The organism is Candidatus Villigracilis sp. (assembly GCF_057083605.1).
Map to the genome: position 1 here is coordinate 1 of NZ_JBXMTI010000006.1, position 22630 is coordinate 22630.

The window sequence follows — 22630 nt, forward strand, 5'->3', positions numbered from 1 at the left end:
GGTCATTTTATTTATTACCAATTACTGAACTACGCTTCGAAATCGTAGTCGCCAGGGTCTTCATCCACTGCCATCATGGGTTCTTCCTTATCCCTCTTATCAAGGAATTGCAGAGTTTGCGCCACGATCTTCGTGAAGTACTTTGTTTCGCCTTTATCTTCATACTTGTCAGTCTTCAATCGACCTTCAAGGTAGATGAGACTGCCTTTCTTCAGATATTCCTGGCAAACTTCGCCAAGCCGACCCCAGGCTTCAACGTTGACCCACTCGGTCGATTCTTTCGTCTCGCCGCTCTTGTCCTTCCAGCGATTGCTGACAGCAAGGCTGAAATGAGTCACTTTTTTGCCGGTAGGGGTGAACTTACTTTCGGGGTCCTTGCCCAAACGGCCGATTAATTGAACGCGGTTTAGAGTTGGCATGGCTGCTCCCCTTTTGTTTCATAACTTTTAGATGCTAGTGTACGTGTCATATTAGTCTCCTTTTTTATCTAAAAGAACAATAGGTTGTGTCGAACAGGGTTATACTTTAATTAGCTTTCAGTTTCCTTGGGTGCTTCTGTGGATTCAGTAGTCGCAGCCACCTTTTTCTTGAGAACAGGCAGGCCGGTCTTCATTTCGACTACATCATAGCCTTCAGGCACGGCGTCTAAAGCGCCTTCCTTGATCTCCTTCGAGAAGAAGAACATTCTGCCTTTCGAGTGTAGGTAGTAGGTAGTTCCTTTTGAGTTGGTATGTCCGTATGCCATTATTATCTCCTTTTGTCTGAGTGTAACAAGAGTGTAGAACAAAGTTTCTAGCCTGTCAAGCCCCTAATTAGGGTATTGTATAGACAAATCTACTCGGAGCAGACATGAACACCGTATCCAGCCTCTCTGACCTAAGAACCGCCCGCCTCTCTCTCAAAGGGATAGTTGGTCTTGTCCCGACTATGGGATACCTACACCAGGGGCATCTCTCTCTCATCCGCCAGGCGAAAGCTGAGTGTGACCATGTGATCGTGACCATCTTCGTCAATCCTGCGCAATTCGGGCCAAACGAAGACCTCTCGAAATATCCCCGTGACCTCGAGCGGGATTTGAGCCTAATTCAGCCTCTCGGAGTCGATCTGGTATGGAATCCTACAGCGGAAGTAATGTATCCGACTGGCTACCAGACCTGGGTGGAGGTCGAAGCGATGACTCGTCCACTGGAAGGCGCAATGAGACCCGGTCATTTCAGAGGTGTAACTACCGTAGTCGCGAAGCTATTCACTGCTACTCAGCCTGATAAGGCTTATTTTGGCCAAAAGGATGCGCAGCAGGCAGCGGTCATCCGCCAAATGACGCGGGACTTAAATTTCCCAATCGATATTGTGGTCTGCCCTATCGTGCGCGAGGCAGACGGGCTGGCCATGTCCAGCCGTAACAAGTATTTGAGTGCCGAGGAACGCAAAGCCGCCACGGTGCTGTTCCGCGCTTTGAGTGCGGCAAAGGCGTTGTACGAGGCAGGCGAGAGGGATGCGGAAAAAGTAAGAGGAAAGATGAAAGAGGTGCTGGCGAGTGAGCCGCTGGCACAGATGCAGTATGTCTCCTGTGCAGATTACGACACGCTTGAGGAGTTGGATGCGATTAAAGGAAAAACACTGCTTTCGATGGCAGTGTTCTTAGGTAAGACAAGGTTGATCGATAATTTTGTACTGGGCGGATGAAACACAGACGCGCGTTTTTCATATTGCGAATATTCAGCGGAACTGTTCTTACAGTCTGCGCTCTGCTTGTCATCCTTGGGTTGATCGGGTTGTATGATGTCTTACACCCACCGCGCAAAATCCCGCCCGGCACTACTTTGATGGAAGAAAAAGTCAACTTTCAAAGAGTTGACCTGTTGACCGAAGATGGCATTCGCCTTACAGCCTGGTATACGCCACCAAAGAATGGAGCGGTCATCTTATTGGCGCATGGATACGGCGACAATCGCCCCGAATGGGTATATGCTTTGCTCGCCAAAAAAGATTATGGAGTGCTGGCCTGGGATGCGCGTGCACATGGCGAAAGCGATGGGGATATTTCGACTCTCGGTTATTTAGAAGTTCTGGATGTGAAAGCCGCGTTGGAATATGCATTGTCTCAGCCTGACGTTAAGCACATCGGTGCCTGGGGTGGTTCGATGGGCGGGGCGACAATGATCCGCGCAACAGCTCAACTTCCAGAGATAGAAGCATTGATTGTGGATAGCACATTCACCTCTTTGAATGATGAAGTCGATTTCCTTGTACCTTATCCGATCATCAATCCGCTAGCAAAATTTTATTTAACGCTAAGCCTTGATGTTGACTTGAACGATATCAGCCCGACTACGGTCATTAGTCAGATCAGCCCGCGCCCAGTGTATATCATTCAAGGCAGCATGGACTCGGTTGCATCACCTGATTCTGCCCAAGCACTATTCGATGCGGCAGGTGAACCAAAATTTTTATGGGTTGAGGAAGATGCGATCCATTTGGGGGTACATATGAACAACCCGTCTCGTTATCAAAGAAGGATCATGCGTTTCTTTGACGAATGGTTGTTGATTAAAAGGGAGGCTAACTATCAGAAATGTGACGTGTTTCACCGCTGACTGATACGCTCTCACCGACCTTCAAACTATATTTCACCAACAAACGGGAGGGCACTCCCATATCTTCTCCCTGTAATATCGTGAAGGCTTTTTTACCCTGCCAATTAATATCGCGCAAATATCCAGCCAGTGCCGCGGCTGCTGCACCTGTTGCGGGATCTTCATAGACTCCGCCTGAGGCAAAGGCATTACGAGAGTGGAACACTTCGTCAGATTCTAGCCATAGGATACTAATTGTGACCAGGTCCTCATCAGCCATGAGTGATTTCACAAGCTCGAATTGATAGCCCATGTCTGCGAGTGTTTTTCGATCTTTCACTACCATAATGAGATGCCTGGCGCCTGCAAAAGCAAACCGAATTGGAAACTCTGGAGCGAGCTTATCCTTTGCCAGACCGAAGGCCGCAAGAATTTTATCCACATAAGTCTCTGGCGCATCCTTGGACCAGGCCTCAGGGGATTGAAGTGTTACCGTAAAAACTCCGTTGTCAGATTTATCCGCCTTTACACTGATCTCGCCATCATTCAAATAAAGCTTGTAATTCCCTTCGCCAAAGCGTTCCCCTAAAGCTGCTCCGCTCGCAATAGTGGCATGGCCGCAAAACGGCACTTCCCTCTCTGGCGCAAAATAGCGGACTCTCCAGCCATCTTCCTGTTTTACCAGAAATGCCGTTTCAGAATAACCTACCTGTTTGGCAATCGCGAGCATTTCTTCCGACGCTGGCATCTCATCGTAAAATGCCACGCCAGCCGGGTTACCACCTTCACCTTTGTACGAGAATGCAGCTATTTTTAATATGTTCATGGTCATCCTTTGGAAATATTTGATTAATAAAAAAATTCTATATTACAGACAAGCTTCAATCCTTAATCACCGAAGAAACTCCAGGCATTACCAGTTGCTGAAACATCTCATCCATCTTCTGCGGTGAGTAGGACATATCATGTTTGATCCACCATTTGATCAGAGTCATCAAGGAAGCGGTCAGATAATCGATAATAACTGTCGCAGGTATTGAAGCGTTTTTATCAGTCGTTAGATGGCGTTCAATTCTTACTTGAATATCCCTGTGCACAATTCCATCGAGGGTTTTCATGGCTAAATTCATAGCTGGGTCTTTGGCAATGACCTTCATAATATGTCCCTGTGCTTGTATGTGATGGAACCAGAGGCGGGTCGGCAAGAATGAATTGTTTCCTTCTTCATCGTGGGCAATCGAGTCGGCATGTTGGTCCAGGTTGCCAGCAAAGATTCCCTGATGACCCACCAGCAAATCATTCTTATCCACATAATGCACATAAAAAGTTGAACGCGCCACATCTGCGCGCGCAATAATATCCTGCACCGAAATATCTTCGTACGTCTTTTCTTTTAACAATGCCAAAAGCACATCCTGTAAAAGCTGACGGGTTCACCGCGCACGCCGATCCTCTTTTTCATGTTTCATAATCACAACTCCATGTTTTCGGACAATCTATTTCATTTGTCCATTAACGGACATTCTTCGCATACTGCATGTTGACTACCACCCACCCCGTCATTATATTGAAAAGATATTTTATATCATACACATAAGGATGAACAAAATGAAACAAGCCTTCTTACATTATCTGCATGGCACTGAATTATGGGCCAGCCACCTGCCACGTATCCCAAAGGGACTTTCCCTTCTTGCAGTGATTGGATGTGCCCTTGGCGCCGCTTCTTTTTCTGGATTTGTAGCTGATTCAAATCTATTAAAGTTTTCCAGCTTTGGGCTGGGCATCCTGCTGATAGTGCCTGCCCTGCTCGCAGGACTCTTCGCCTATCGCAAGTGGAGCTACGCATTGGACATCCGCAAACAAATGCTTGATTCCATCACCTGGCGCGGCGATGAAAAAGTTTTGGACGTTGGCTGCGGCAGCGGACTCATCCTGAATGGGGCCGCCATGCGATTGACAAACGGTAAAGCCACAGGGATCGATATCTGGGCTCCACATAGCGGCGGCGGCAACCTTGAATTGTTGTGGAAGAATGCCAAAGCCGAAGGAGTGGCAGACAAGATCGAGTTCAAAAATGCGGATGTGCGGAAAATGCCTTTTGAAGATGCATATTTCGATATTATTTTTTCCAGCGGGGCATTGCATCATATCAGCCATAATTTTCCAGATCATGAGCAGGCATTGAACGAAATGGCGAGGGTGCTCAAACCAGGTGGAAAGATCATCCTGTGGGATACAACTCACATGGTCAAAGGCTATGCCTCAAGGATGAAATCCGTGGGTATTACAAGCGACGTAAAAGAAACAGACCGATTCCCGCTAGGGTTTGAAATGAGCATGATGGTTGGAAGAAATAAGAAGCACGGACAATGCAACTAACATAATTCCACTGGTATACTCCAATCAGACCAACATAGTCTGAATTGGAGGTTGCCTTGTCCCGATTAAGCCTGAGCACACGTTTTACCTTGATCCTGAGTGGAGTCTTCCTTATAGGTATAGCACTCAGTGGAGTGATCTACTGGCGTACGCTTCAACAACGTGCGCAGGAGGAAATCACATCACAAGGTTTGCTTCTGATCGAAACGATGAATGCTGTCCGCGGATATACGACCAAGAACGTCCGCCCGCTGCTTGCGGATGATCTGTCTGCCAGCTCTGAATTCATTTCGGAGACTGTTCCAGCTTTTTCCGCCCGAACGGTGTTTGAGAACTTCCGCGGCCAGTTGGATTACTCCACGTATCTTTACAAGGAAGCGGCTCTCAGCCCTACCAACCCCGCAGACACTGCCGACGCCTTCGAGACTGATTTGTTGACACAGTTTTCAAGCGGTGAGACCACGGGCGAGGTCAGCGGATACCGCGACTTAAACAATGAACGTCTCTTTTATATCGCCCGCCCATTGACGATTGGAGCTGAAAGCTGCCTCGAATGTCACAGCACGCCTGAACAGGCTCCGGCGAGTCTGATCGCTACTTATGGGGATCAAGGCGGCTTTGGTTGGGAGTTGGGGCAAGTGATCGCCGTCCAGATCATCTACGTCCCTGCCACGGAAGTCTTTGATGCCGCTTTCCGCAACTTCACGCTGGTGATGGGAATTTTCGTGATCACATTTGCGCTGGTCATTCTGTTGATCAACTCACTGCTCAAGAGGTATGTGATCCAGCCTGTGTACGTGTTGAGCGGGCTTGCGGATAAGATCAGCGCGGACGAGAATTTTGCAACAGAGTTGGAAAGCCGTGCGTTGCAAACCATTACCAGACGTTCCGATGAATTGGGCAGCCTGGCGCAGGTTTTCTGGAAGATGGCCTCGGATGTGTACGAGCGTACTGGCATGTTGAAGAAACAGGTTAATCAATTGATCATCAAAATTGACGAGATGCGCCGCAAAGAGCAGGTCTCGGAAGTGACGGAGTCCGAGTTCTTCACCGATCTGCAAAAACGCGCGCGTGAACTTCGCAACAAAGGGCAGGCTCCGGGCAGCGAAGGCGAAGCATCAGCAGATTAAACATAATTAACCCCAAATTTTATTTGGACGCAGATGAACGCTGATTTACGCTGATGAAAAGCAAAATCAGCGTTTTCTGCGTTTATCAGCGTCCCGTTTTTCTCTTAAAAACAAACTCACCCACGAAAGATTAGTTTCGGGGTGAGTCGTATTTAATTACACAGCCAGTTCTCAATCATCAAATCACCCGATCATTGCCACCATCCACAGGGACTTGAGCGCCTGTTGTCTTTGAGAATAACGGGCCGCACATTTCAGCGGCGAGTTCGGCCACGTCATGGCTTGTCACTTCCACATGCAGAACATTGTTGGTTTTATATTGCTCAACGGTCAGGCCGTAGCTTTGAGCGCGCTTTTGCAAAACTTCCTCGGTCCAGATGCCGGTATCGAATACGGCATTCGGATGAAGAATGTTTATGCGGATGTTGTCAACTCCCCATTCTAATGCGGCCACGCGCGCCAGTTGAGTCAGCGCAGCCTTTGAAGCGGAATATGCGCTCAGACCCGGACCTGGAGCGGGTACGTTTTTCGAACCGATCACGACTACCCGTCCGCCGCGCGGAGCAAGCTTGAGGAGAGGATGAGTCATATTCATCAGCACCAGGTTTGAGTTAAGGTTGATGCGCATCACTTTGTCCCATTCAGCAGAGGAGAGTGTTGCAATCTGCTGGCTGGCTGGGAAGATGCCAGCGTTGAGGATCAACATATCCAATCCGCCAAAGCACCGCACTGATCCTTCCAATGCAGAAACTAGCGCGGCTTCATCTGTCACATCACAAACTATGCCAAGAAAATCCTTGCGCTTATGGAGACTCGTGATGGCGGGGTTGAGATCAAGCCCCACCACCGCCGCACCACGAGCGAGCAGGGAAGCGACACAAGCCTTGCCAATGCCCGAGGCTGCACCGGTGACAAGCGCGATCTCGCCCGCAAATACTTTCGGCGTGCCCTGCCGTTTGAGCTTGGCTTGTTCAAGATCCCAATACTCCATGTCAAATAGATCAGATGCAGGCAGGGCTCGATAGCCTCCCAGCATTTCGGCGCGGGTGATGATCTCGATGGTGTGACGATAAATATCCTCGGTGATGGATGCGTCGCCCGCTGTGCGCCCCAACGTTATGAGACCAAGCTCCGCATCAAGGATAACGCGCGGCGCGGAGTCAAGCATGGTCAACTTTTGCGAGGAACTCTTTGCGTGTTCATCAAAGTATTTTTTATAATCCTGTGAATACCTGGTAGCATCCCGCCCAAGCAAGGGGAGGCGCTTGGTGCGGATCACATGGTCGGGTGTGGCCGGGCCTTGCTGGCTGACAGTTTCAATGTCGGTGCGCCGCACAAAGTTCAATACGCTTTCATTGGAGTGAGTGGAAAGAATCAGAGGGAAACCAGCAATGGCTGATACGTCCTTGCGCAGGGCGGCAAGGGATTGTTTTACCGGCTCATCCGTATCTTTGGTGGATTTTTTTACATCAATTGTCCATGCTTTCTTACTTTGCAAATACGCTTCTGCTTTGCCCACCATCTCGATCATTCGGTCATAACTTTCCTTTGCGGTGGCGCCAAAGGTAAAAATGCCGTGATTCATCAGGATCAGGCCAATGGTTTTTGATGTGGCTTGCTCATTAAAAAGAGCCGACACCGCACGCACCAGCTTAAAACCAGGCATCACATACGGAACGACGATCATAGAACCGTCATTGAAAATTTCCTGAATACGCTTTTCTCCGTTTGTTGAATTAGTAATGGTAACGATAACATTTGCGTGTGTATGGTCAACAAAGGTATGCGGGAGAATGGCGTGCAAAATTGCTTCCACTGATGGAGCGGGCGCGGATGGATTCGTCATGCTGAGTTGCAGCTCACGCGCCATCTCTGTGTCCGAGAGTTGTTCCAACGTGGCAAGCTTCAACAAATAATCCAATCGGCAGGGAGAAAATCCCGCCGCTTCGATGGTCGCCAGATCCCAGCCGCTGCCTTTGACATATAAAATCTTTTCGTCCTGCCCGAACAAATTCTTTTCAGTTGCCTTGACGGAGGTATTCCCGCCGCCGTGCAGGACGAGCGACGGGTCCGCACCTTGCAGCCGCGAGGTGTAAACACGCTGTTCGAGTAGGCTGGTGAAGCCCGCGGCGTCGTTGTCATTCCATTTGTTTTGCATTTATTACTCCAGAAAGTAGGTCGGTTTGAAAAAAAATAAATTTATTGAAGACATTATATTCTCATCTAGCTTTAAAACAAACAGACCGCATAACGAGCGCGGTCTGTTTGTTTACGAATCACCCTGTATATCATTTACTCATAGAATTCTTGTCAAACATCCATTTCTGCAAAATGTTCCATCAACAAACGGTGAACGAAAATATAACTTCCGCCTACGCGGCGGAGAAAAATAAGGTCAACAGCACTTTCGAGAAACGAGATAAGAGACCGTGGCAAGTATCTTTGCCATACCAAGATGTATCGCAAGATATAGTGTTGAAAAAAGGCATCAAGTCCGCCCTGCAGCCCACCAATCAACCCGATACTCAGCCCACCACTCAGTCCACCAGACAGCCCGATAATCGGTCTGAAAATCAGCCCACCACTCAGTCCGAAAATCAGCCCGAAAATCAGCCAGAAAATCAACCCACGAAAAATTCCATTATTAAGAGTTTGACTTATGCGTTGTCCGGGATAACTAATCTCTTCTATTTGCTCTCTGCTCAATCCGAAAATGAGCTCGACCATCAGCCAGACCATCAGCCAGACACCCAGCCCGACAATCAGCCCGAAAATCAGCCCGAAAATCAGCCCAACACCCAGCCCGAAAATCAGCCCGAGAATCAGCCCAACAATTAGCCCGAAAATCGACGCCTTATAAGCATCTTTCCAGGACCATCTTAATTTATCCGCCATTTGAATTACATTGCTCAGCCCGACAATCAGCCCGACACCCAGCCCAACACCCAGCCCGAAAATCAGCCCAACAATCAGCCCGAAAATCAGCCCGACACCCAGCCCGACAACCCATTTATATAAGCGTCTTTGTTTGTTATCTTCGAGCCACGAAGGCTGCACTGCTTCGATCTGAAATGTAATGATATTGTGCTGAATCATCTTTCGGGCAAGCCAACTTAAGTAATGTAATGTTTCCTTTTTTGTGAAAGAGAAGTTGTTTGAACGGGCTGAACGCTCAAACATTCGGTCGATATAGGTATCGAAAAGATGTTTACGCTGGTTACCCCTATTTTTCGAAGCGGTCAGTTCTTCGACTTTGATGTCTTTATAAGCAAGCGTCATAATGCTCAACATGAGCGGAGTTTCCGCCAGTTCCCGCAAGACTTTATCTTTTTTGAGAAGTTCTTTTGCACCTGCCAGGCTCTTACCTAGCCTGGCAAAGTAAGAATCAACTTGCTTTGAAGTGAGCGGCTGTAATGTGATGGCACCCTCCATTGAGAATTTCGTGCCAATGGCAGAATATTCTTCAATACGGCTGCAAACAACGAGTGAGGTTAAGCCATAATTAGTTCTAAATTGATTTATGGTCTCTACGCAATTTGCACGGCTTTCCTGCTTTACCTCATCCAAGCCATCCAGTAACAAAAGTATCTTGTTTTCACTTACCCACTTAGGCGCGGCCCTTCTTGGGACGTAATATATAAGATTTAATTGATCTACAAGCCAGTCTGCAAGTATTTTTTTTCAGTCCATGAGGCAAGGTTGAACACGACGGGAATAGGCTCGGTTTCATCATTGCGGGCGCGTTCTATTAATCGGCGGGCAAGCTCAATAAGCATGGTCGTCTTGCCCGAACCCGGTGCACCTAAAATCAGAAGGGAACGTCCTACACCGATTTCATCGAATATCTCCAACATAGATTTACCTTTAGGCAATGTCTCATTTGTTGATTCCCTTTTGATTGCCCAGGGATAGTTAATGACAGTCGGATCTTCTTTAATTCCCAATTCGAGCAGAGCGACGCCATGTAATGATTTTTCCAGAATTCCCTTAACCCAAAAGTTTTCGACATGGTTAAGCATCGCACGGCGATTGTGCTGGTCAAGGGTTTCGGTTTGCCTCTCATCAAGTGATTGAACCCAAATTGCAAATAAAATCGCTATAAATAATGGGATGATGTAATAGTAAACCCACCAATTGATACCAAGAAATTGTTTTAGCGTGTTGCTCTCAAAATAGGTGTAGGCTTCCACGAATCCCCATATCCCTGCAACAAGGGTTAGATAAGTGGTTATGAGTGCTTTCCAAAACGCCCACATTTTTAGCATTATGTGTCTACCCTGATAAGAATTGGAAGTATTATAACTGAACAAGCCGCATCATCACGGACACGGCTTGCCTAATCTCTAATTCTCTATTTCTCAATTACTATTTACCAATTACCTGGTGGTCTCGATATGCCATTCGCAACGAACGCTCATGGTTACTCGACCACCGGGATTAATCCAACTTCCCCGTAATCATTGCCATCTTCACTTCACCAATCGCCTTTGTGATCTTAATATCACGCGGACAGGCTTCGGTGCAGTTGAAAGCGGTATGACAGCGCGCCACGCCATCAGTTTCAGCCATGACCTGCATGCGCTGGTCGGCGGCTTCATCGCGGCTGTCAAAGATAAAGCGATGCGCGGTCACGATGGCGGCGGGGCCATAGTATTCGCCGTTCGCCCAATAGGATGGACAGGAGGTGGTACAAGCCGCGCAAAGGATACATTTGGTGGTCTCGTCGAACCGCGCGCGGTCTTCGGGGCTTTGCAATCGCTCGCGCCCATCTTCTGGCAGCGGGCTGTTGTTGATGAAATATGGAAGCACCTTCTTGTAATTATCGAAGAATGGTTCCATATCCACGATCAAATCCTTAGCAACCTTCAAGCCGAGCAAAGGTTCAACGGTAATGTTCGTGCCCACATCACGGATCAAAACCTTGCAGGCCAGCATATTGCGCCCATTGATGCGCATTGCGTCTGAACCACAGATGCCATGCGCGCATGAACGGCGGAATGAAAGCGTGCCGTCTGTTTTGCCTTTGATCAGTTCAAGCACATCCAGCACGCGGTCATTTTCATCGGCTTCCACTTTATACGTCACGTAGTTGCCGCGCTGGTCTTTCTCGGGGTTATAACGGAAAATTTTGACTGTAACTTCCATAAAGACTCCTCATTATGTCGTTGCGAGGGCGCTCTTGTTCTTTGTCCGAAGCAATCTCCTCAATGAGTGAGAGATTGCTTCGTCGGGGCGGGCACCCTCCTCGCAACGACATGATTTATATATTAATAAACTCTTGCCTTTGGTTGATGTTTCGTGATCACCACTGGTTTATAGTTAATCTCAAGTTTTCCGTTCTTCTTTGCGATCAACGTATGCTTCAACCAGTTCTTGTCATCGCGTTCGGGGTAGTCCTCACGGGAATGTCCGCCGCGCGATTCTTTTCTGTTCAACGCGCTCATCGCTACCACTTCCGCAATGTCGAGCAGGTTGCCAAGCTCCCAGGCATTCAGCAACTCTGTGTTGAAGATCCTGCCGGTATCGCTCACGCGCACGTCCTTGAATCTCTTTTGCAATTCACGCACTTTATCCAGAGCAGATTGCATATCCTTCTCGTTGCGATAAATGCCGACATCGGCAAACATGATGTTCTTCATTTCATTAGCGAGGTCGAACGCGTTTTCTTTTCCCGACCCGTTACGCAGCGCATCAAACTCGGACCGTGAGCCTGAGTCAGCGTTCTCGGGCAGTTTCTCAAATTCGACAGTCTTCGCATATTCCGCTGCTTTGAGCCCTGCATGTTTGCCGAACACAACAATATCGAGCAATGAATTCGTCCCCAGGCGGTTTGCTCCGTGGACTGAGACACAGGCACATTCACCTGCTGCAAACAAACCAGGGAACACAGTGTTCTTATCGTCAATCACTACTTCGCCAAATTTATTAGTGGGGATGCCGCCCATCGCGTAATGTGCCGTCGGCTGGATGGGCATCAGCTGAGTCACCGGGTCAACACCGAGGTAGACGCGGCAAAAATCCACAATGTCAGGAATCTTCTTTAGAACAGCATCAGCCGTCAGATTATAGGGAGAGCCGTCCGGGTTGGTGCGTCCATCATCTTTGGCAAATTTATTTACCGTCTCAGGACGAATATCCAAATAAACGTAGTTCTTGCCATCAATACCGCGGCCTTCCTTGATCTCGGTATAGATCGCGCGCGAGACAACATCGCGTGAAGCCAGGTCTTTGACCGTGGGCGCATACTTGGGCATAAAACGTTCGCCCTTGCCATTGATCAAAACGCCGCCTTCGCCGCGTACGCCTTCGGTGATGAGAATGCCGAGTTTATAAATACCGGTTGGGTGAAATTGGAAAAATTCCATGTCTTCGAGCGGAATGCCGCGGCGTAAAAGGATGGCCGGGCCGTCACCCGTATATGCATATGCATTGGATGTGACTTCAAAGATACGTCCGTAACCGCCCGTTGCAAAGACCACCGCTTTTGCATGGATGGTATGCAGTTCGCCGGTGGCGAGTTCTACAGCCACGATGCCTGCGGCCTTGCCATTGACCATAATGAAATCAAGCACTTGATATTCATCATAGAAAGTTACTTCATTTTTAATACACTGCTGATAAAGAGTTTGCAGGATCATGTGACCCGTGCGGTCTGCAGCGTGTGCGGCGCGTCGCACGGGTTTGCCCGTTTCATTATTGGTGTGCCCGCCGAATGGTCGTTGTGAGATGCGACCTTCGGGGGTACGGTCAAATGGAAGGCCCATGTGTTCCAGTTCGAGGACTGCGTCGATAGCTTCATTGCACATGAACTCGATTGCGTCCTGGTCGCCTAAATAATCCGACCCTTTGACGGTGTCGTACATATGCCATTCGGGTTTGTCTTCTTCGTAGTTGCCCAGCGCAGCAGAGATGCCGCCCTGCGCTGCGCCTGTATGTGAGCGCGTGGGATATAACTTGCTGATGACCGCAGTCTTTGCCGTTTTGGACGCATATAACCCTGCCATGAGTCCAGCGCCGCCCGCGCCGACAACGACCACATCATATTGATGAACTTTTGCCATGAATTACTCCTGAGTATAAAACAGCAAACACGAAGGGCACTAAGTACACAAAGGTTTAAATTGGTTTTCCTTCGTGCTCTTTGTGTCCTTTGTATTTAAGAACTTATGAAGTCAAGATGAGATACAAACCCATGCCCATTAGGGAAAGCATCATGATGACGCTCAAAAAGCGGACGACTTTGCGCCCGCCATCACCTGCAATGTAGTCATCCGCAATGACGACCAGCCCGTGCACGCCGTGCGCTGTTGAAACAAGCAGCAAAGCGCTGGCGGTTAATTTCCAAAATGTGGAAGCCCAGGGAGCAAGGTCCGGCACATCCGTGCTCTGCACATGAGATACATTGGGCATGAAGGCCCAACGCATCACATCCGCAAAGTTCATTTGGTTGCGCGCACCCATGATCAAGGCGCCGATCAGGCCAACGAGGATCAGACCATATATCGCCAGGGCAGAGAGGCGCGTGAAGATCCACATGATGGCTTCGAAATTCGTTAATCCGCGCTGTTTGATGGAAAGGTTTCTTGATTTTGCAGTCATCCTAGCCTCCCAATGCCGTGCTCATGATCACGAAGACCGAAAGACCAAAGAGCGGCAGGAAGACGGCCCACTCGATCCAAATGGCCTCACGATGGTAGTCGATCAACTTTGGGAACAGGTCCAGGATGGTAATGCGCAAGCCGTTGATCGCATGGAACAACACGCAAAAGAAAATAAATATCTGGAAGGCCCAATTCTCATAAATGCCGTTGAGGAACCCCCCGGTTCTGCCGCCGATGAAAGACGCCAGGATGTGTATGGTAATGAAGATCGCCATGCCCAGGCCACCAATGCGGTGCAGGACATACGTCAACATTGGTCCTTGTCCCTTGTAACGCAGCCCCGTGTACAGGCTGACATTCCTTTTCAAGCCCATCTATGCCTCCGTATCAAAATTTTAGGAAGATTCGCTTGCAATCTCACCCAAGTTTATGTTCTTAATATTGCAAGAGCCTATTTTACTCTCGAACCTTTGAAATCGCAAAATAAAGTGAAAACATGAACAATAAAGGTGACAATCATCCTAGTTATTTCATTATCAGCCTCCTACAAAAAAGCGGACATTGACCCTTATAATCCAATTCAAACCGCTTGTAATTTATAGTACTTTCTTTATTCATGATCTCGATTCGGCAAGCGCAACAAAATCTTTAGGAGGCGCACATGTCTGGTTCGCATGAGCTTTCCCGCCGCGATTTCATCAAAGTGACGACGGGAATTGTGGGTGGCTTGATCGGCGCAGTGATCGGTCTTCCTGCTGTTTATTATTTGATCGACCCTGCACTGCGCGAGGGTGGAAAAGATGCATGGATTCCAATCGGCAAATTCGAGGATATGCAGGTCGACAAACCCTATCCCTTCTCCTTCACGCGCGTACAGGTCAACGGTTGGGAACGGACCGCCAGCTCCTTCGGTGGATACGCCATTCGTAAATCGGACGATCCCAAAGACCTGCTCGTCCTCAACAGCCGCTGCACGCATCTTGCCTGCACCGTAAACTGGCACGAAGAATCTGACGCTTATATCTGCCCCTGTCACGATGCCAAATTCAGCATGGAAGGCGAAGTACTGGATGGCCCTCCTCCCCGCGCGCTGGATGTCTACGATGAACACCGCCTGACAGAAGACGGCCTGATCGAGATCTTCTTCAAGGAAGGTTAACTAGATTCTGTCATGCTGAGCGGAGCGACACTTGCGCCGCGCGCAGTGCGGTGAGCATCTCGTATTTTGGAGTAGAGACCCTTCGCTGTCGCTCAGGGTGACAAGTCCTGGAGCAAATCTATGTGGAATAACATTTATTTATGGCTCGATGAGCGCCTCGGCCTCAACGACATGTACACCAACCTGCTTGACCGCCCCGAACCGAAAACAACATGGTGGAATACGCTTGGTTCGGCCAGTATGTTCCTTTTCATCATGCAGGGACTGACGGGTATCTTCCTCACCGTTTATTACACCCCATCTCCAGATCATGCCTACGACTCTGTGCAATACATCATGGAAGGTGTGGCATTTGGTTGGCTGATCCGCGGTATCCATCACTGGGGCGCAACCTTAATGGTGATCGTGGTCTTCATCCACATGTTGCGCGTGTTTTATACCGCTTCGTTTAAATATCCACGTGAATTGACCTGGCTGATCGGCATCGGACTTTTCCTTACCACCCTCGGCATGGGCTTCACAGGTTACCTGCTCCCATGGAATCAAAAAGCCTATTGGGCAACCACCGTCGGCACACAAATTGCAGGGACGGTTCCCTTCCTGGGCGAGTTCATCCTCAAAGCCCTGCGCGGCGGACCAGAACTCAGCGCCCTGACCTTGCAGCGTTTTTTCTCCGCACATATCTGGATCATCCCCGCTGCTCTCGTAGGTTTGATGGGCGCACATCTGTACCTCATCATCAAACACGGCGAGTCGCACTTTCCAACCAGGGAAGACTAACCCTTTTCGTCATTGCGAGGAGCGGAGCGACGAAGCAATCTCCGATACTATGATGGAGATTGCCTCAGGCAAAGAACACCTTCGCAATGACGGTGGAGTCATTATGAACGACGAAACAAAAAAGAAAATCAATAAAAGATACGAACGCGAGCTCAATAAAGGCGAACGCTTCTGGCCCGATACCATCTTCAGAGACTTGATTGTATCGCTGGGTATCTTTCTACTTTTGATCCTGCTCGCATCTTTTATTGGCATTCCCGCCGAGCCCAAAGCCGACCCAAGCGACACATCTTACATCCCGCGCCCCGAATGGTATTTTCTCTTCCTCTTTAAATTCCTCGCACTCTATGGGCAGCTCCCCGTCATCGGCAAGATCGAATGGATCGCAACCGTTCTCATCCCTGGCATTGCCATCGGCGTGCTGACTCTAATGCCATTCATTGAGAAGAATCCAAACCGATATTACAGCAAGCGCGTATTGCCGATTTCGATCATGACCATCATGGTAACAGGTATTGTGTTGTTGACGTTAATGTCCGAAGTCCCTACCGTTTCCGAAGATGGCTCGACCTTGCTTGGGACTCTGCAAACCATTATTGGGATTTTCATCCCCCTGACCGCTTACATCTTATTTGTCTTCTTCAAATCGAACACCCGCCTCATGCTCTGGACGACAAGCCTGGCCGCCATTTCGATGATCCTCATCTCAGGGACGGTGCTTGCGCTCGCCCCCGAAAAGAAAGCCGAAGAGACGGAAGTCGCCGTCACGTTGGTTGACCAGATCTTCGCGGGGCAGGACCTGTACTCTGTCCATTGCACAGAATGCCACGGTGATGATGGTTCCATCGCGGTCATCGAAGGCGTGGAAGGACTCGAAGGCGAAGAGATCACCCCGATCAACAGCCGTGATGTGCTCTACACCATCACAGACTCCGCCATGGGTGAAGTCATCGCTTATGGACGTCCGAATGCGGGTATGCCTCCGTTCGGAAAAACATACGGAGGCGAACTCTCCAAGAGTGAGATGGATTACATCACAGTGTTCATGCGTTATATGTGGGATGATAGATTTGAAATTCCAGAAGAAGCACTCAAGCCTTTATTCCCGCCGCTTGCAGATGGAGAGGTACCATCCTATGATGTGCACATCCAACCAATCGTCAAACGCTATTGTGTCTCCTGTCACCGTGCTGGCAAGGAAAATAATAATTACCTGATGACAAGCTACGAGGAAATTCTCACCACCGGCGACAACGTTGCCAACAACATCATTGCCGGGGATGAAAACAGTTATCTCCTGCAAGTCATTCAGGAACACGCTATCATGAATCCGGAGAAACCTGATGAGGAACTGATCGCAGTCATGCCGCCCACCCGCGCCTTGAAACCAAATGTGATCGATGTCTTCATCCGCTGGATCATGAACGGCATGCCGCAAACGGCAGAGGAAGCGGGAGCGCTATCCATAGTGCCAACGCCTGCAACGACACCAATGCCGTAATCTAATTTGCATAAATAAGATGGTCATCGACTTTGCAGATGACCATCTTATTTTTTTAAGTATTGACATATGTATCATTTATGGTACACTTGTTGCATGGATGGAGATAAAGAAGAACCAATTTTGGATGTTGTCTTTTACCGCACAGAGTCTGGTAATGAACCTGTTCGTGAGTGGCTAAAAGACCTGCCGCGTGAAGATCGCAAAAATATTGGTGAAGATATTAAGACAGCGCAATATGGCTGGCCATTGGGAATGCCATTGATACGAAAACTGGAGCGAAATCTTTGGGAAGTTCGATCAAAGATAAGTTTTGGGATTGCGCGGGTGATTTTCACAGTTAAAGGAACAATGATGATTTTATTACACGGCTTTGTTAAGAAATCACAAAGGACACCAAAGGATGATTTAAATACTGCCCGCCGCAGATTGTCGGACATAGAGAAGGAGTAACGACATGAGAAGCAAACATATTGGAAGTAACTTTGACGACTTCCTGCGAGAAGAAAAAATATATGATGAAGTGAATGCTGCCGCAATTAAACGGGTGGTTGCATACCAGATTGCACAGGAAATGAAACGCCGCAAACTTACAAAAACTGAAATGGCAAATCGTATGAAAACCAGCCGCGCCGCATTAGAACGCCTGCTTGACCCAACCAATGCATCGGTAACGCTATTCACGCTGGAACGTGCTGCTTCTGCTTTGGGAAAAACACTCAAAGTCGAATTGGCATAAACAAGTAAAACGTTTCCCTAAACCCAAATTTTCAAACTGGAGAACCATGAAAACAATAAGTGGATTGGAATACATTGAAATGGAAGCTGGCACCGGCACTCAGGCTGAGGCCGGTAAATCTGTCAGCGTGCATTACACAGGCAAGTTTCAGGATGGCAAGGTCTTTGACAGCTCCGTTACTCGGGGCGAGCCAATCACCTTCCAATTGGGCCGCGGCAACGTGATCAAAGGCTGGGATGAAGGCATTGCCCTGATGAAAGTCGGCGGCAAGGCGCAACTCATCATTCCGCCTGATCTGGCCTACGGCGAACGCGGCGCAGGCGGAGTCATCCCGCCGAATGCCACACTCGTCTTTGACGTTGAATTGATTTCAGTGGCTTAAACAAAAAGGTCGGGACTTTCAAGGTCCCGACCTTTTTGTTCTAAGAATTTAATTTCAGGATTTATTTTTCTTTCTACTTTTTTTGCCTTTCTTCTTATTCGCAATATCTATCATCATTTTTACCTTCTGGGATCGGTTTGAAAAAGCCTTTTCTGTTCCAATTATTCCACCCGTAGAGGTTAATAAATAATTAAATTCCCATTCGCCGTTGTCATTCAAAAGGTATTGTAGCTTGGTTGCATTGAGCACTTGTCCAAAATGTTCAGCATGTTCAATGGCTGGCTCTAGCCTCTCTAAAACTAAGGCTGAAATTACTGTATTAGGATCACTTGTACGAGCCACAAACTCAATTAATGGATTAGTGGGCACGACAAATATATAAGTTACAGGACGACTCTTTGGATGTGCATATTTAACATACTTTATGATTGTGATCTTTAGGAAACTATAAAACTTGGCAAGATCTTCTGCAAAAACATCTCCACTTTTTTCAACAACTTTCTCTGCAAATTTCTTAACTATATCTTTTGCGAGCAGATATCCAACGATTGTCTGTGAAAGTTTAATTATTATCTCTGGATCTGGCACAGCAGCTTTTCGACCAAATATAGATGTTTCAAATTCAACATTAGATTCAGATCGAATTTCATTGAACATTTGCTTAGCATCATTGTAATCTTCAAAGTTAACTACATCAAAAGATATTTCATAGTCGTTTGTTTTCTGTTTTTCATATCTTTCATTAAATGGGCTTTTGTCAATTTCACTTTCTTGTTTTAAGAGTATTATCCCATCGCCTAAACTGAGTTCTTCAATTTTCTCAAAGACTTCAGTTTCTGTAATCAATTGGTATTCACCATCTTCTCGCATCTCAACTGTCGCCGATATTACTTTTCCCTTTGGAGGTAAAGTAACATCATGATCAGTGCCAAACAATGGTTTATCTCCATTGTTGATGGACTCGGCAGCGTGCTCAAGAGCTTCGCGAGTTATTTTCATATTTTGTTTGTCAATATGTGTTGTAGCAACAACTGCTCGAATTATTTGTGCCATAACTCTTATCTTCCTAAAAAACAATTGCTAGTTTTTATTTACAGATTATCCGATTCTAGCACAAACCCCTCTCTCATTTCCGAAAGAGGGGCTCACTAATTGCTAAGAGTTGCTGTTTTCAGTTCTTACTTCCTAGGTTTCTTCTTTGCCGTTTTCTTGACAGTCTTCTTGGCAGCAACTTTCTTCTTTGGTGTGGCCTTCTTCGTTGCAACTTTCTTCGCAGCTGCCTTCTTTGCAGGCGCAGCGACTTTTGCAACTGGCGGAGTCTTGTCCATCCAGTTGATGATCGCATCACCAAATTCGGAGCACTTGATCTCCTTCGCGCCGTCCATGAGACGGGCAAAGTCATATGTCACGGTTTTGGCCGCCACAGCGCCTTCCATGCCTTTGACGATCAAATCGGCAGCTTCGCCCCAGCCCATGTAACGCAGCATCATCTCACCAGAAAGGATGACCGAGCCTGGGTTGACCTTGTCCAAGTCAGCATATTTTGGCGCGGTGCCGTGAGTCGCTTCAAAAATGGCGTGACCGGTCTCATAGTTGATATTCGCTCCGGGCGCAATGCCGATACCACCGACCTGCGCGGCCAAAGCGTCGGAGAGGTAATCACCGTTTAGATTCAAAGTAGCGATCACATCATAATCACGGGCGCGGATGAGGGTGAATTGCAGGCTCACGTCAGCAATCGAATCTTTGATAAGTAGCATCTTCTTCCACTTGCCGTCGCCATGTGTATTCCACAACTTGAGGGCTTCTTCCACTTCACTTTTGATATCGTTCTGCTGGGCAGGGCTCATCATCTCGAAACCGGGGTCGATCATCTTGGCGTTTTCTTCCACGCTTAGATTCTTGTTGGCTTCCTTATTGCCAAGGATCCAAGTCTCGCGCTCGGTGACGATCTTGTCTCGGAACTCGCGTTTGGCAAGGTTATAACCCCAATCCTTGAACGCGCCTTCAGTGAACTTCATGATGTTGCCCTTGTGGACAAAGTTCACGCTCTTGCGTTTGTTATCCAACGACCATTGGATTGCGGCGCGGATGAGTCTTTCGGTACCTTCCACAGAAACAGGTTTGATGCCAATACCCGCCGTGTCAGGGAAGCGCATCTTGGCATATTCCTTCGGGAAGGCTTCCTTGAACAAGTCTTTGAATTTCTTGTTTTCTTCCGTACCATATTGGAATTCGATACCGGTATAAATATCTTCGGTGTTCTCGCGGAAGATGACCATGTCTACATATTCAGGGTGCTTCACAGGGGAAGGTACACCTTGATACCAACGCACGGGGCGCTGGCATACGTATAAATCCAACAGTTTACGAAGCGTAACATTCAACGAACGGATGCCGCCGCCAATTGGAGTGGTAAGCGGGCCCTTGATGCCAACGATAAATTCCTTGAACGCCTCAGTGGTTTCATCGGGCAGCCAGCTCTGGAACATCTTGAACGGCTTCTCGCCCGCGTACACTTCCATCCAATGGATCTTGCGTTTCCCACCATACGCCTTTTCCACCGCCGCATCGAACACACGCACCGAAGCGCGCCAGATGTCGCGTCCCGTACCATCACCTTCCACGAAAGGGATGATCGGATTATCGGGAACATTCAACTTCCCATTTTGAATTGAAATCTTTGCCCCGCCTGCGGGGACTTTAACATTTACATATGTCATGCTAACCTCTTTTGATTTTTTTGGAAATATTTGCTGGATTATATCACCCGTGATATTTTGAACTAAGTGACGATGCTCTTAACCTTTGTTATACTGCGCTCATGCTCAAACTCCCCGGCCTGATCGATCCCCACGTCCATTTGCGCGAGCCTGGCGCAACACATAAAGAAGATTATGACTCCGGCACCTGCGCCGCACTGGCAGGCGGATTTACGATGGTGCTGGCCATGCCGAATACAAAACCTCCGATATTCGATAACACGACCCTCGACCTGGCTCTAAATGCTGCAAAACAAAAAGCGCGTTGTGACTATGCCCAATTCATTGGCGCAGGTCCTGATAACGCGCAGATTGCCTCTTCGCTCGCGCCGAAAGCTGCCGGGCTAAAGATGTACCTTGACTCAACTTTCGGCGAACTGCGCCTGGATGACATGACTCTCTGGATGCCGCATTTTGAAAACTTTCCGAAGCAATATCCCATCGTGGCGCATAGTGAAAGCAGAACCATGGCGGCAGCTATTTTATTCGCTGCCATTTATGACCGCCCACTTCATATCGCACATGTTTCATTAAAAGAAGAGATCCTGCTCATCAAGGCCGCCAAGGAAAAAGGAATCAAGGTGACCTGCGAAGTCTGCCCGCATCATCTCTTCTTGAGTAATGAAGACCTGCCCCCACCCAACCCTCCCCCAAATTCTGCGAATTTGGGGGAGGGTAAGGGAGGGGGTAGAAAAGAAGTCCGCCCACGTTTGGCGACGAAAAAAGATGTGGATAGCCTATGGGAAAACATGGATGTGATCGATTGCTTCGCCACCGACCATGCCCCGCATACGATCGAAGAAAAAGATTCAGATAATCCGCCACCTGGATTCCCTGGACTGGAAACTGCACTCCCTCTGCTCTTAACCGCTGTTTCCGAATCCCGACTCACGATTCCCGATCTCATTGAAAAAATGCACACCAATCCTAAAAAAATATTCAATCTGCCTGATCAAGCTGAAACCTGGATCGAAGTGGATGAGAATGCAGCATATGAGATCAAGGCTTCTGAACAATTTACTCGCTGCGGCTGGACTCCGTTCGAGGGTTGGAAGGTGAAGGGCAAGGTACGTAAAGTCGTCTTACGCGGCAGAACCGCTTTTGAAGATGGCAAAATATTGGTAGAAGCTGGATATGGAAAGAATGTGAGGGGATAAAAATGCAATTGCTATCCGAAATATCCCATCCGTAGGCCATATTTGGGTGGATTTGTTCAGACAATAAGTTTTTCAACATCCAAAATCTGTGGATAACTGCCTCTAAACTGTGGAAAACTGCCTCACCCTGTGGACAATAGGGGCAATTTCCAGAAAAGTGGTCTGACAACTTAAAAAATGAGACCGCCATATATGGGGGGTAGTTTTTTTAAATACCGAAATATGGATGACTCTCTAAAACAATAACTTATCCGCAGGCGATGTGGATAAGTTATTCAGAATCCCTCCACAGCCATGATCATGCCTGAAAATTGAATCAGGCTTAGGCGTGGTGGGAGGCAAAGCGGGCCCCCCCACAAGTGGTGATGAATCAGTTTTATCCACATTATCCACACCCCCTACTAATATTACTAAATCATAATTATATATATATACTTCTTGAATCTATTAAGTGAATCCTG

At 48.0% G+C, this 22630-nt stretch carries 24 protein-coding genes; 11 read left to right on the plus strand and 13 right to left on the minus strand.

The features are described from left to right. Positions 1–29: 29 nt before the first annotated feature. Both AC14M5_RS01360 and AC14M5_RS01365 read right to left on the minus strand, forming a co-directional pair. Positions 30–419 carry a single-stranded DNA-binding protein gene (locus tag AC14M5_RS01360; protein ID WP_484027824.1) on the minus strand — a complete coding sequence of 130 codons (390 nt, stop codon included), beginning with the start codon at positions 417–419 and terminating at the stop codon, positions 30–32. Between the two features lie 110 nt (positions 420–529). Beyond that, positions 530–745, minus strand: coding sequence for a hypothetical protein (locus tag AC14M5_RS01365; protein WP_484027825.1), 216 nt, complete (start codon positions 743–745; stop codon positions 530–532). Between the two features lie 104 nt (positions 746–849). Here AC14M5_RS01365 and panC point away from each other — a divergent pair, with 104 nt between their 5' ends. Together panC and AC14M5_RS01375 are read left to right on the plus strand one after the other, a co-directional pair. Then, entirely contained in the window at positions 850–1686 is an 837-nt protein-coding gene (gene panC / locus AC14M5_RS01370; protein ID WP_484027826.1) for a pantoate--beta-alanine ligase, read from the plus strand. Further along, positions 1683–2597, plus strand: a complete 915-nt coding sequence (locus AC14M5_RS01375) for an alpha/beta hydrolase (protein ID WP_484027827.1) — start codon at positions 1683–1685, stop codon at positions 2595–2597. The genes panC and AC14M5_RS01375 overlap by 4 nt, the downstream gene beginning before the upstream one ends. Here the strand turns inward: AC14M5_RS01375 and AC14M5_RS01380 are convergent. Both AC14M5_RS01380 and AC14M5_RS01385 read right to left on the minus strand, forming a co-directional pair. Continuing rightward, positions 2563–3402, minus strand: a complete 840-nt coding sequence (locus AC14M5_RS01380) for a PhzF family phenazine biosynthesis protein (RefSeq protein WP_484027828.1) — start codon at positions 3400–3402, stop codon at positions 2563–2565. The genes AC14M5_RS01375 and AC14M5_RS01380 overlap by 35 nt on opposite strands. Before the next feature lie 55 nt (positions 3403–3457). Then, positions 3458–3982 carry a TetR/AcrR family transcriptional regulator gene (locus AC14M5_RS01385; protein ID WP_484027829.1) on the minus strand — a complete coding sequence of 175 codons (525 nt, stop codon included), beginning with the start codon at positions 3980–3982 and terminating at the stop codon, positions 3458–3460. A 202-nt stretch (positions 3983–4184) separates the two neighbouring features. On the opposite strand from AC14M5_RS01385, the gene AC14M5_RS01390 reads away from it, so the two are divergent. Further along, the gene (locus AC14M5_RS01390) at positions 4185–4958 is read left to right on the plus strand and encodes a class I SAM-dependent methyltransferase (RefSeq protein ID WP_484027830.1); all 774 of its coding nucleotides are present in this window, start codon (positions 4185–4187) and stop codon (positions 4956–4958) included. 56 nt (positions 4959–5014) lie between these two features. After that, positions 5015–6088: a Tll0287-like domain-containing protein gene (locus AC14M5_RS01395; RefSeq protein ID WP_484027831.1), complete on the plus strand. Its 1074-nt coding sequence runs from the start codon at positions 5015–5017 to the stop codon at positions 6086–6088. Positions 6089–6266: 178 nt separating this feature from the next. Here the strand turns inward: AC14M5_RS01395 and AC14M5_RS01400 are convergent, their stop codons facing one another. The 7 genes from AC14M5_RS01400 to AC14M5_RS01430 form a co-directional block, all read right to left on the minus strand. Next, on the minus strand, positions 6267–8246 hold the full coding sequence (locus AC14M5_RS01400; RefSeq protein ID WP_484027832.1) for a bifunctional aldolase/short-chain dehydrogenase: 1980 nt from the start codon (positions 8244–8246) through the stop codon (positions 6267–6269). Between the two features lie 152 nt (positions 8247–8398). Then, positions 8399–9655 (minus strand): NACHT domain-containing protein, encoded by a 1257-nt coding sequence (locus AC14M5_RS01405; protein ID WP_484027833.1) that lies wholly within the window; start codon positions 9653–9655, stop codon positions 8399–8401. Positions 9656–9741: 86 nt separating this feature from the next. Next, on the minus strand, positions 9742–10353 hold the full coding sequence (locus AC14M5_RS01410; protein ID WP_484027834.1) for a hypothetical protein: 612 nt from the start codon (positions 10351–10353) through the stop codon (positions 9742–9744). Between the two features lie 172 nt (positions 10354–10525). Further along, on the minus strand, positions 10526–11233 hold the full coding sequence (locus AC14M5_RS01415; RefSeq protein ID WP_484027835.1) for a succinate dehydrogenase iron-sulfur subunit: 708 nt from the start codon (positions 11231–11233) through the stop codon (positions 10526–10528). Positions 11234–11355: 122 nt separating this feature from the next. Then, entirely contained in the window at positions 11356–13149 is a 1794-nt protein-coding gene (locus tag AC14M5_RS01420; RefSeq protein WP_484027836.1) for an FAD-dependent oxidoreductase, read from the minus strand. A 103-nt stretch (positions 13150–13252) separates the two neighbouring features. Beyond that, the gene (locus AC14M5_RS01425; protein WP_484027837.1) at positions 13253–13687 is read right to left on the minus strand and encodes a succinate dehydrogenase/fumarate reductase transmembrane subunit; all 435 of its coding nucleotides are present in this window, start codon (positions 13685–13687) and stop codon (positions 13253–13255) included. Position 13688: 1 nt separating this feature from the next. Then, a complete protein-coding gene (locus tag AC14M5_RS01430; RefSeq protein WP_484027838.1) occupies positions 13689–14063 on the minus strand; it encodes a succinate dehydrogenase/fumarate reductase transmembrane subunit in 375 nt (124 codons plus the stop codon). Positions 14064–14350: 287 nt separating this feature from the next. Between AC14M5_RS01430 and AC14M5_RS01435 the strand changes: the two genes are divergently transcribed. The 6 genes from AC14M5_RS01435 (at position 14351) to AC14M5_RS01460 (ending at position 18250) form a co-directional block, all read left to right on the plus strand. Then, the gene (locus AC14M5_RS01435) at positions 14351–14848 is read left to right on the plus strand and encodes a QcrA and Rieske domain-containing protein (protein WP_484027839.1); all 498 of its coding nucleotides are present in this window, start codon (positions 14351–14353) and stop codon (positions 14846–14848) included. A 120-nt stretch (positions 14849–14968) separates the two neighbouring features. After that, positions 14969–15628, plus strand: coding sequence for a cytochrome b (locus tag AC14M5_RS01440; protein WP_484027840.1), 660 nt, complete (start codon positions 14969–14971; stop codon positions 15626–15628). A gap of 103 nt (positions 15629–15731) precedes the next feature. Beyond that, on the plus strand, positions 15732–17129 hold the full coding sequence (locus tag AC14M5_RS01445) for a c-type cytochrome (protein WP_484027841.1): 1398 nt from the start codon (positions 15732–15734) through the stop codon (positions 17127–17129). Positions 17130–17225: 96 nt separating this feature from the next. Beyond that, the gene (locus AC14M5_RS01450) at positions 17226–17582 is read left to right on the plus strand and encodes a type II toxin-antitoxin system RelE/ParE family toxin (protein WP_484027842.1); all 357 of its coding nucleotides are present in this window, start codon (positions 17226–17228) and stop codon (positions 17580–17582) included. 4 nt (positions 17583–17586) lie between these two features. Continuing rightward, positions 17587–17868: a helix-turn-helix domain-containing protein gene (locus AC14M5_RS01455; protein WP_484027843.1), complete on the plus strand. Its 282-nt coding sequence runs from the start codon at positions 17587–17589 to the stop codon at positions 17866–17868. Positions 17869–17914: 46 nt separating this feature from the next. Further along, positions 17915–18250 (plus strand): FKBP-type peptidyl-prolyl cis-trans isomerase, encoded by a 336-nt coding sequence (locus AC14M5_RS01460; protein ID WP_484027844.1) that lies wholly within the window; start codon positions 17915–17917, stop codon positions 18248–18250. Positions 18251–18304: 54 nt separating this feature from the next. Here AC14M5_RS01460 and AC14M5_RS01465 read toward each other — a convergent pair whose 3' ends face one another. Together AC14M5_RS01465 and icd are read right to left on the minus strand one after the other, a co-directional pair. Next, on the minus strand, positions 18305–19303 hold the full coding sequence (locus tag AC14M5_RS01465) for a hypothetical protein (protein ID WP_484027845.1): 999 nt from the start codon (positions 19301–19303) through the stop codon (positions 18305–18307). A 125-nt stretch (positions 19304–19428) separates the two neighbouring features. Then, positions 19429–20973, minus strand: coding sequence for an NADP-dependent isocitrate dehydrogenase (gene icd, locus AC14M5_RS01470; protein WP_484027846.1), 1545 nt, complete (start codon positions 20971–20973; stop codon positions 19429–19431). 101 nt (positions 20974–21074) lie between these two features. Between icd and AC14M5_RS01475 the strand changes: the two genes are divergently transcribed. Then, positions 21075–22169, plus strand: coding sequence for an amidohydrolase family protein (locus AC14M5_RS01475; protein WP_484027847.1), 1095 nt, complete (start codon positions 21075–21077; stop codon positions 22167–22169). Positions 22170–22630 lie beyond the last annotated feature (461 nt).

Excerpts from the sequence above, each read along its gene's own strand:
- AC14M5_RS01430 (WP_484027838.1), bottom strand. The coding sequence starts at position 14,063 with ATGGGCTTGAAAAGGAATGTCAGCCTGTACACGGGGCTGCGTTACAAG.
- AC14M5_RS01420 (WP_484027836.1), bottom strand. The coding sequence starts at position 13,149 with ATGGCAAAAGTTCATCAATATGATGTGGTCGTTGTCGGCGCGGGCGGC.
- AC14M5_RS01475 (WP_484027847.1), top strand. The coding sequence starts at position 21,075 with ATGCTCAAACTCCCCGGCCTGATCGATCCCCACGTCCATTTGCGCGAG.
- AC14M5_RS01465 (WP_484027845.1), bottom strand. The coding sequence starts at position 19,303 with ATGGCACAAATAATTCGAGCAGTTGTTGCTACAACACATATTGACAAA.
- AC14M5_RS01460 (WP_484027844.1), top strand. The coding sequence starts at position 17,915 with ATGAAAACAATAAGTGGATTGGAATACATTGAAATGGAAGCTGGCACC.
- AC14M5_RS01450 (WP_484027842.1), top strand. The coding sequence starts at position 17,226 with ATGGATGGAGATAAAGAAGAACCAATTTTGGATGTTGTCTTTTACCGC.
- AC14M5_RS01440 (WP_484027840.1), top strand. The coding sequence starts at position 14,969 with ATGTGGAATAACATTTATTTATGGCTCGATGAGCGCCTCGGCCTCAAC.
- AC14M5_RS01425 (WP_484027837.1), bottom strand. The coding sequence starts at position 13,687 with ATGACTGCAAAATCAAGAAACCTTTCCATCAAACAGCGCGGATTAACG.
- icd (WP_484027846.1), bottom strand. The coding sequence starts at position 20,973 with ATGACATATGTAAATGTTAAAGTCCCCGCAGGCGGGGCAAAGATTTCA.
- AC14M5_RS01400 (WP_484027832.1), bottom strand. The coding sequence starts at position 8,246 with ATGCAAAACAAATGGAATGACAACGACGCCGCGGGCTTCACCAGCCTA.
- AC14M5_RS01435 (WP_484027839.1), top strand. The coding sequence starts at position 14,351 with ATGTCTGGTTCGCATGAGCTTTCCCGCCGCGATTTCATCAAAGTGACG.
- AC14M5_RS01445 (WP_484027841.1), top strand. The coding sequence starts at position 15,732 with ATGAACGACGAAACAAAAAAGAAAATCAATAAAAGATACGAACGCGAG.
- AC14M5_RS01380 (WP_484027828.1), bottom strand. The coding sequence starts at position 3,402 with ATGAACATATTAAAAATAGCTGCATTCTCGTACAAAGGTGAAGGTGGT.
- AC14M5_RS01360 (WP_484027824.1), bottom strand. The coding sequence starts at position 419 with ATGCCAACTCTAAACCGCGTTCAATTAATCGGCCGTTTGGGCAAGGAC.
- AC14M5_RS01365 (WP_484027825.1), bottom strand. The coding sequence starts at position 745 with ATGGCATACGGACATACCAACTCAAAAGGAACTACCTACTACCTACAC.
- AC14M5_RS01410 (WP_484027834.1), bottom strand. The coding sequence starts at position 10,353 with ATGCTAAAAATGTGGGCGTTTTGGAAAGCACTCATAACCACTTATCTA.
- AC14M5_RS01455 (WP_484027843.1), top strand. The coding sequence starts at position 17,587 with ATGAGAAGCAAACATATTGGAAGTAACTTTGACGACTTCCTGCGAGAA.
- AC14M5_RS01415 (WP_484027835.1), bottom strand. The coding sequence starts at position 11,233 with ATGGAAGTTACAGTCAAAATTTTCCGTTATAACCCCGAGAAAGACCAG.
- AC14M5_RS01390 (WP_484027830.1), top strand. The coding sequence starts at position 4,185 with ATGAAACAAGCCTTCTTACATTATCTGCATGGCACTGAATTATGGGCC.
- AC14M5_RS01375 (WP_484027827.1), top strand. The coding sequence starts at position 1,683 with ATGAAACACAGACGCGCGTTTTTCATATTGCGAATATTCAGCGGAACT.
- panC (WP_484027826.1), top strand. The coding sequence starts at position 850 with ATGAACACCGTATCCAGCCTCTCTGACCTAAGAACCGCCCGCCTCTCT.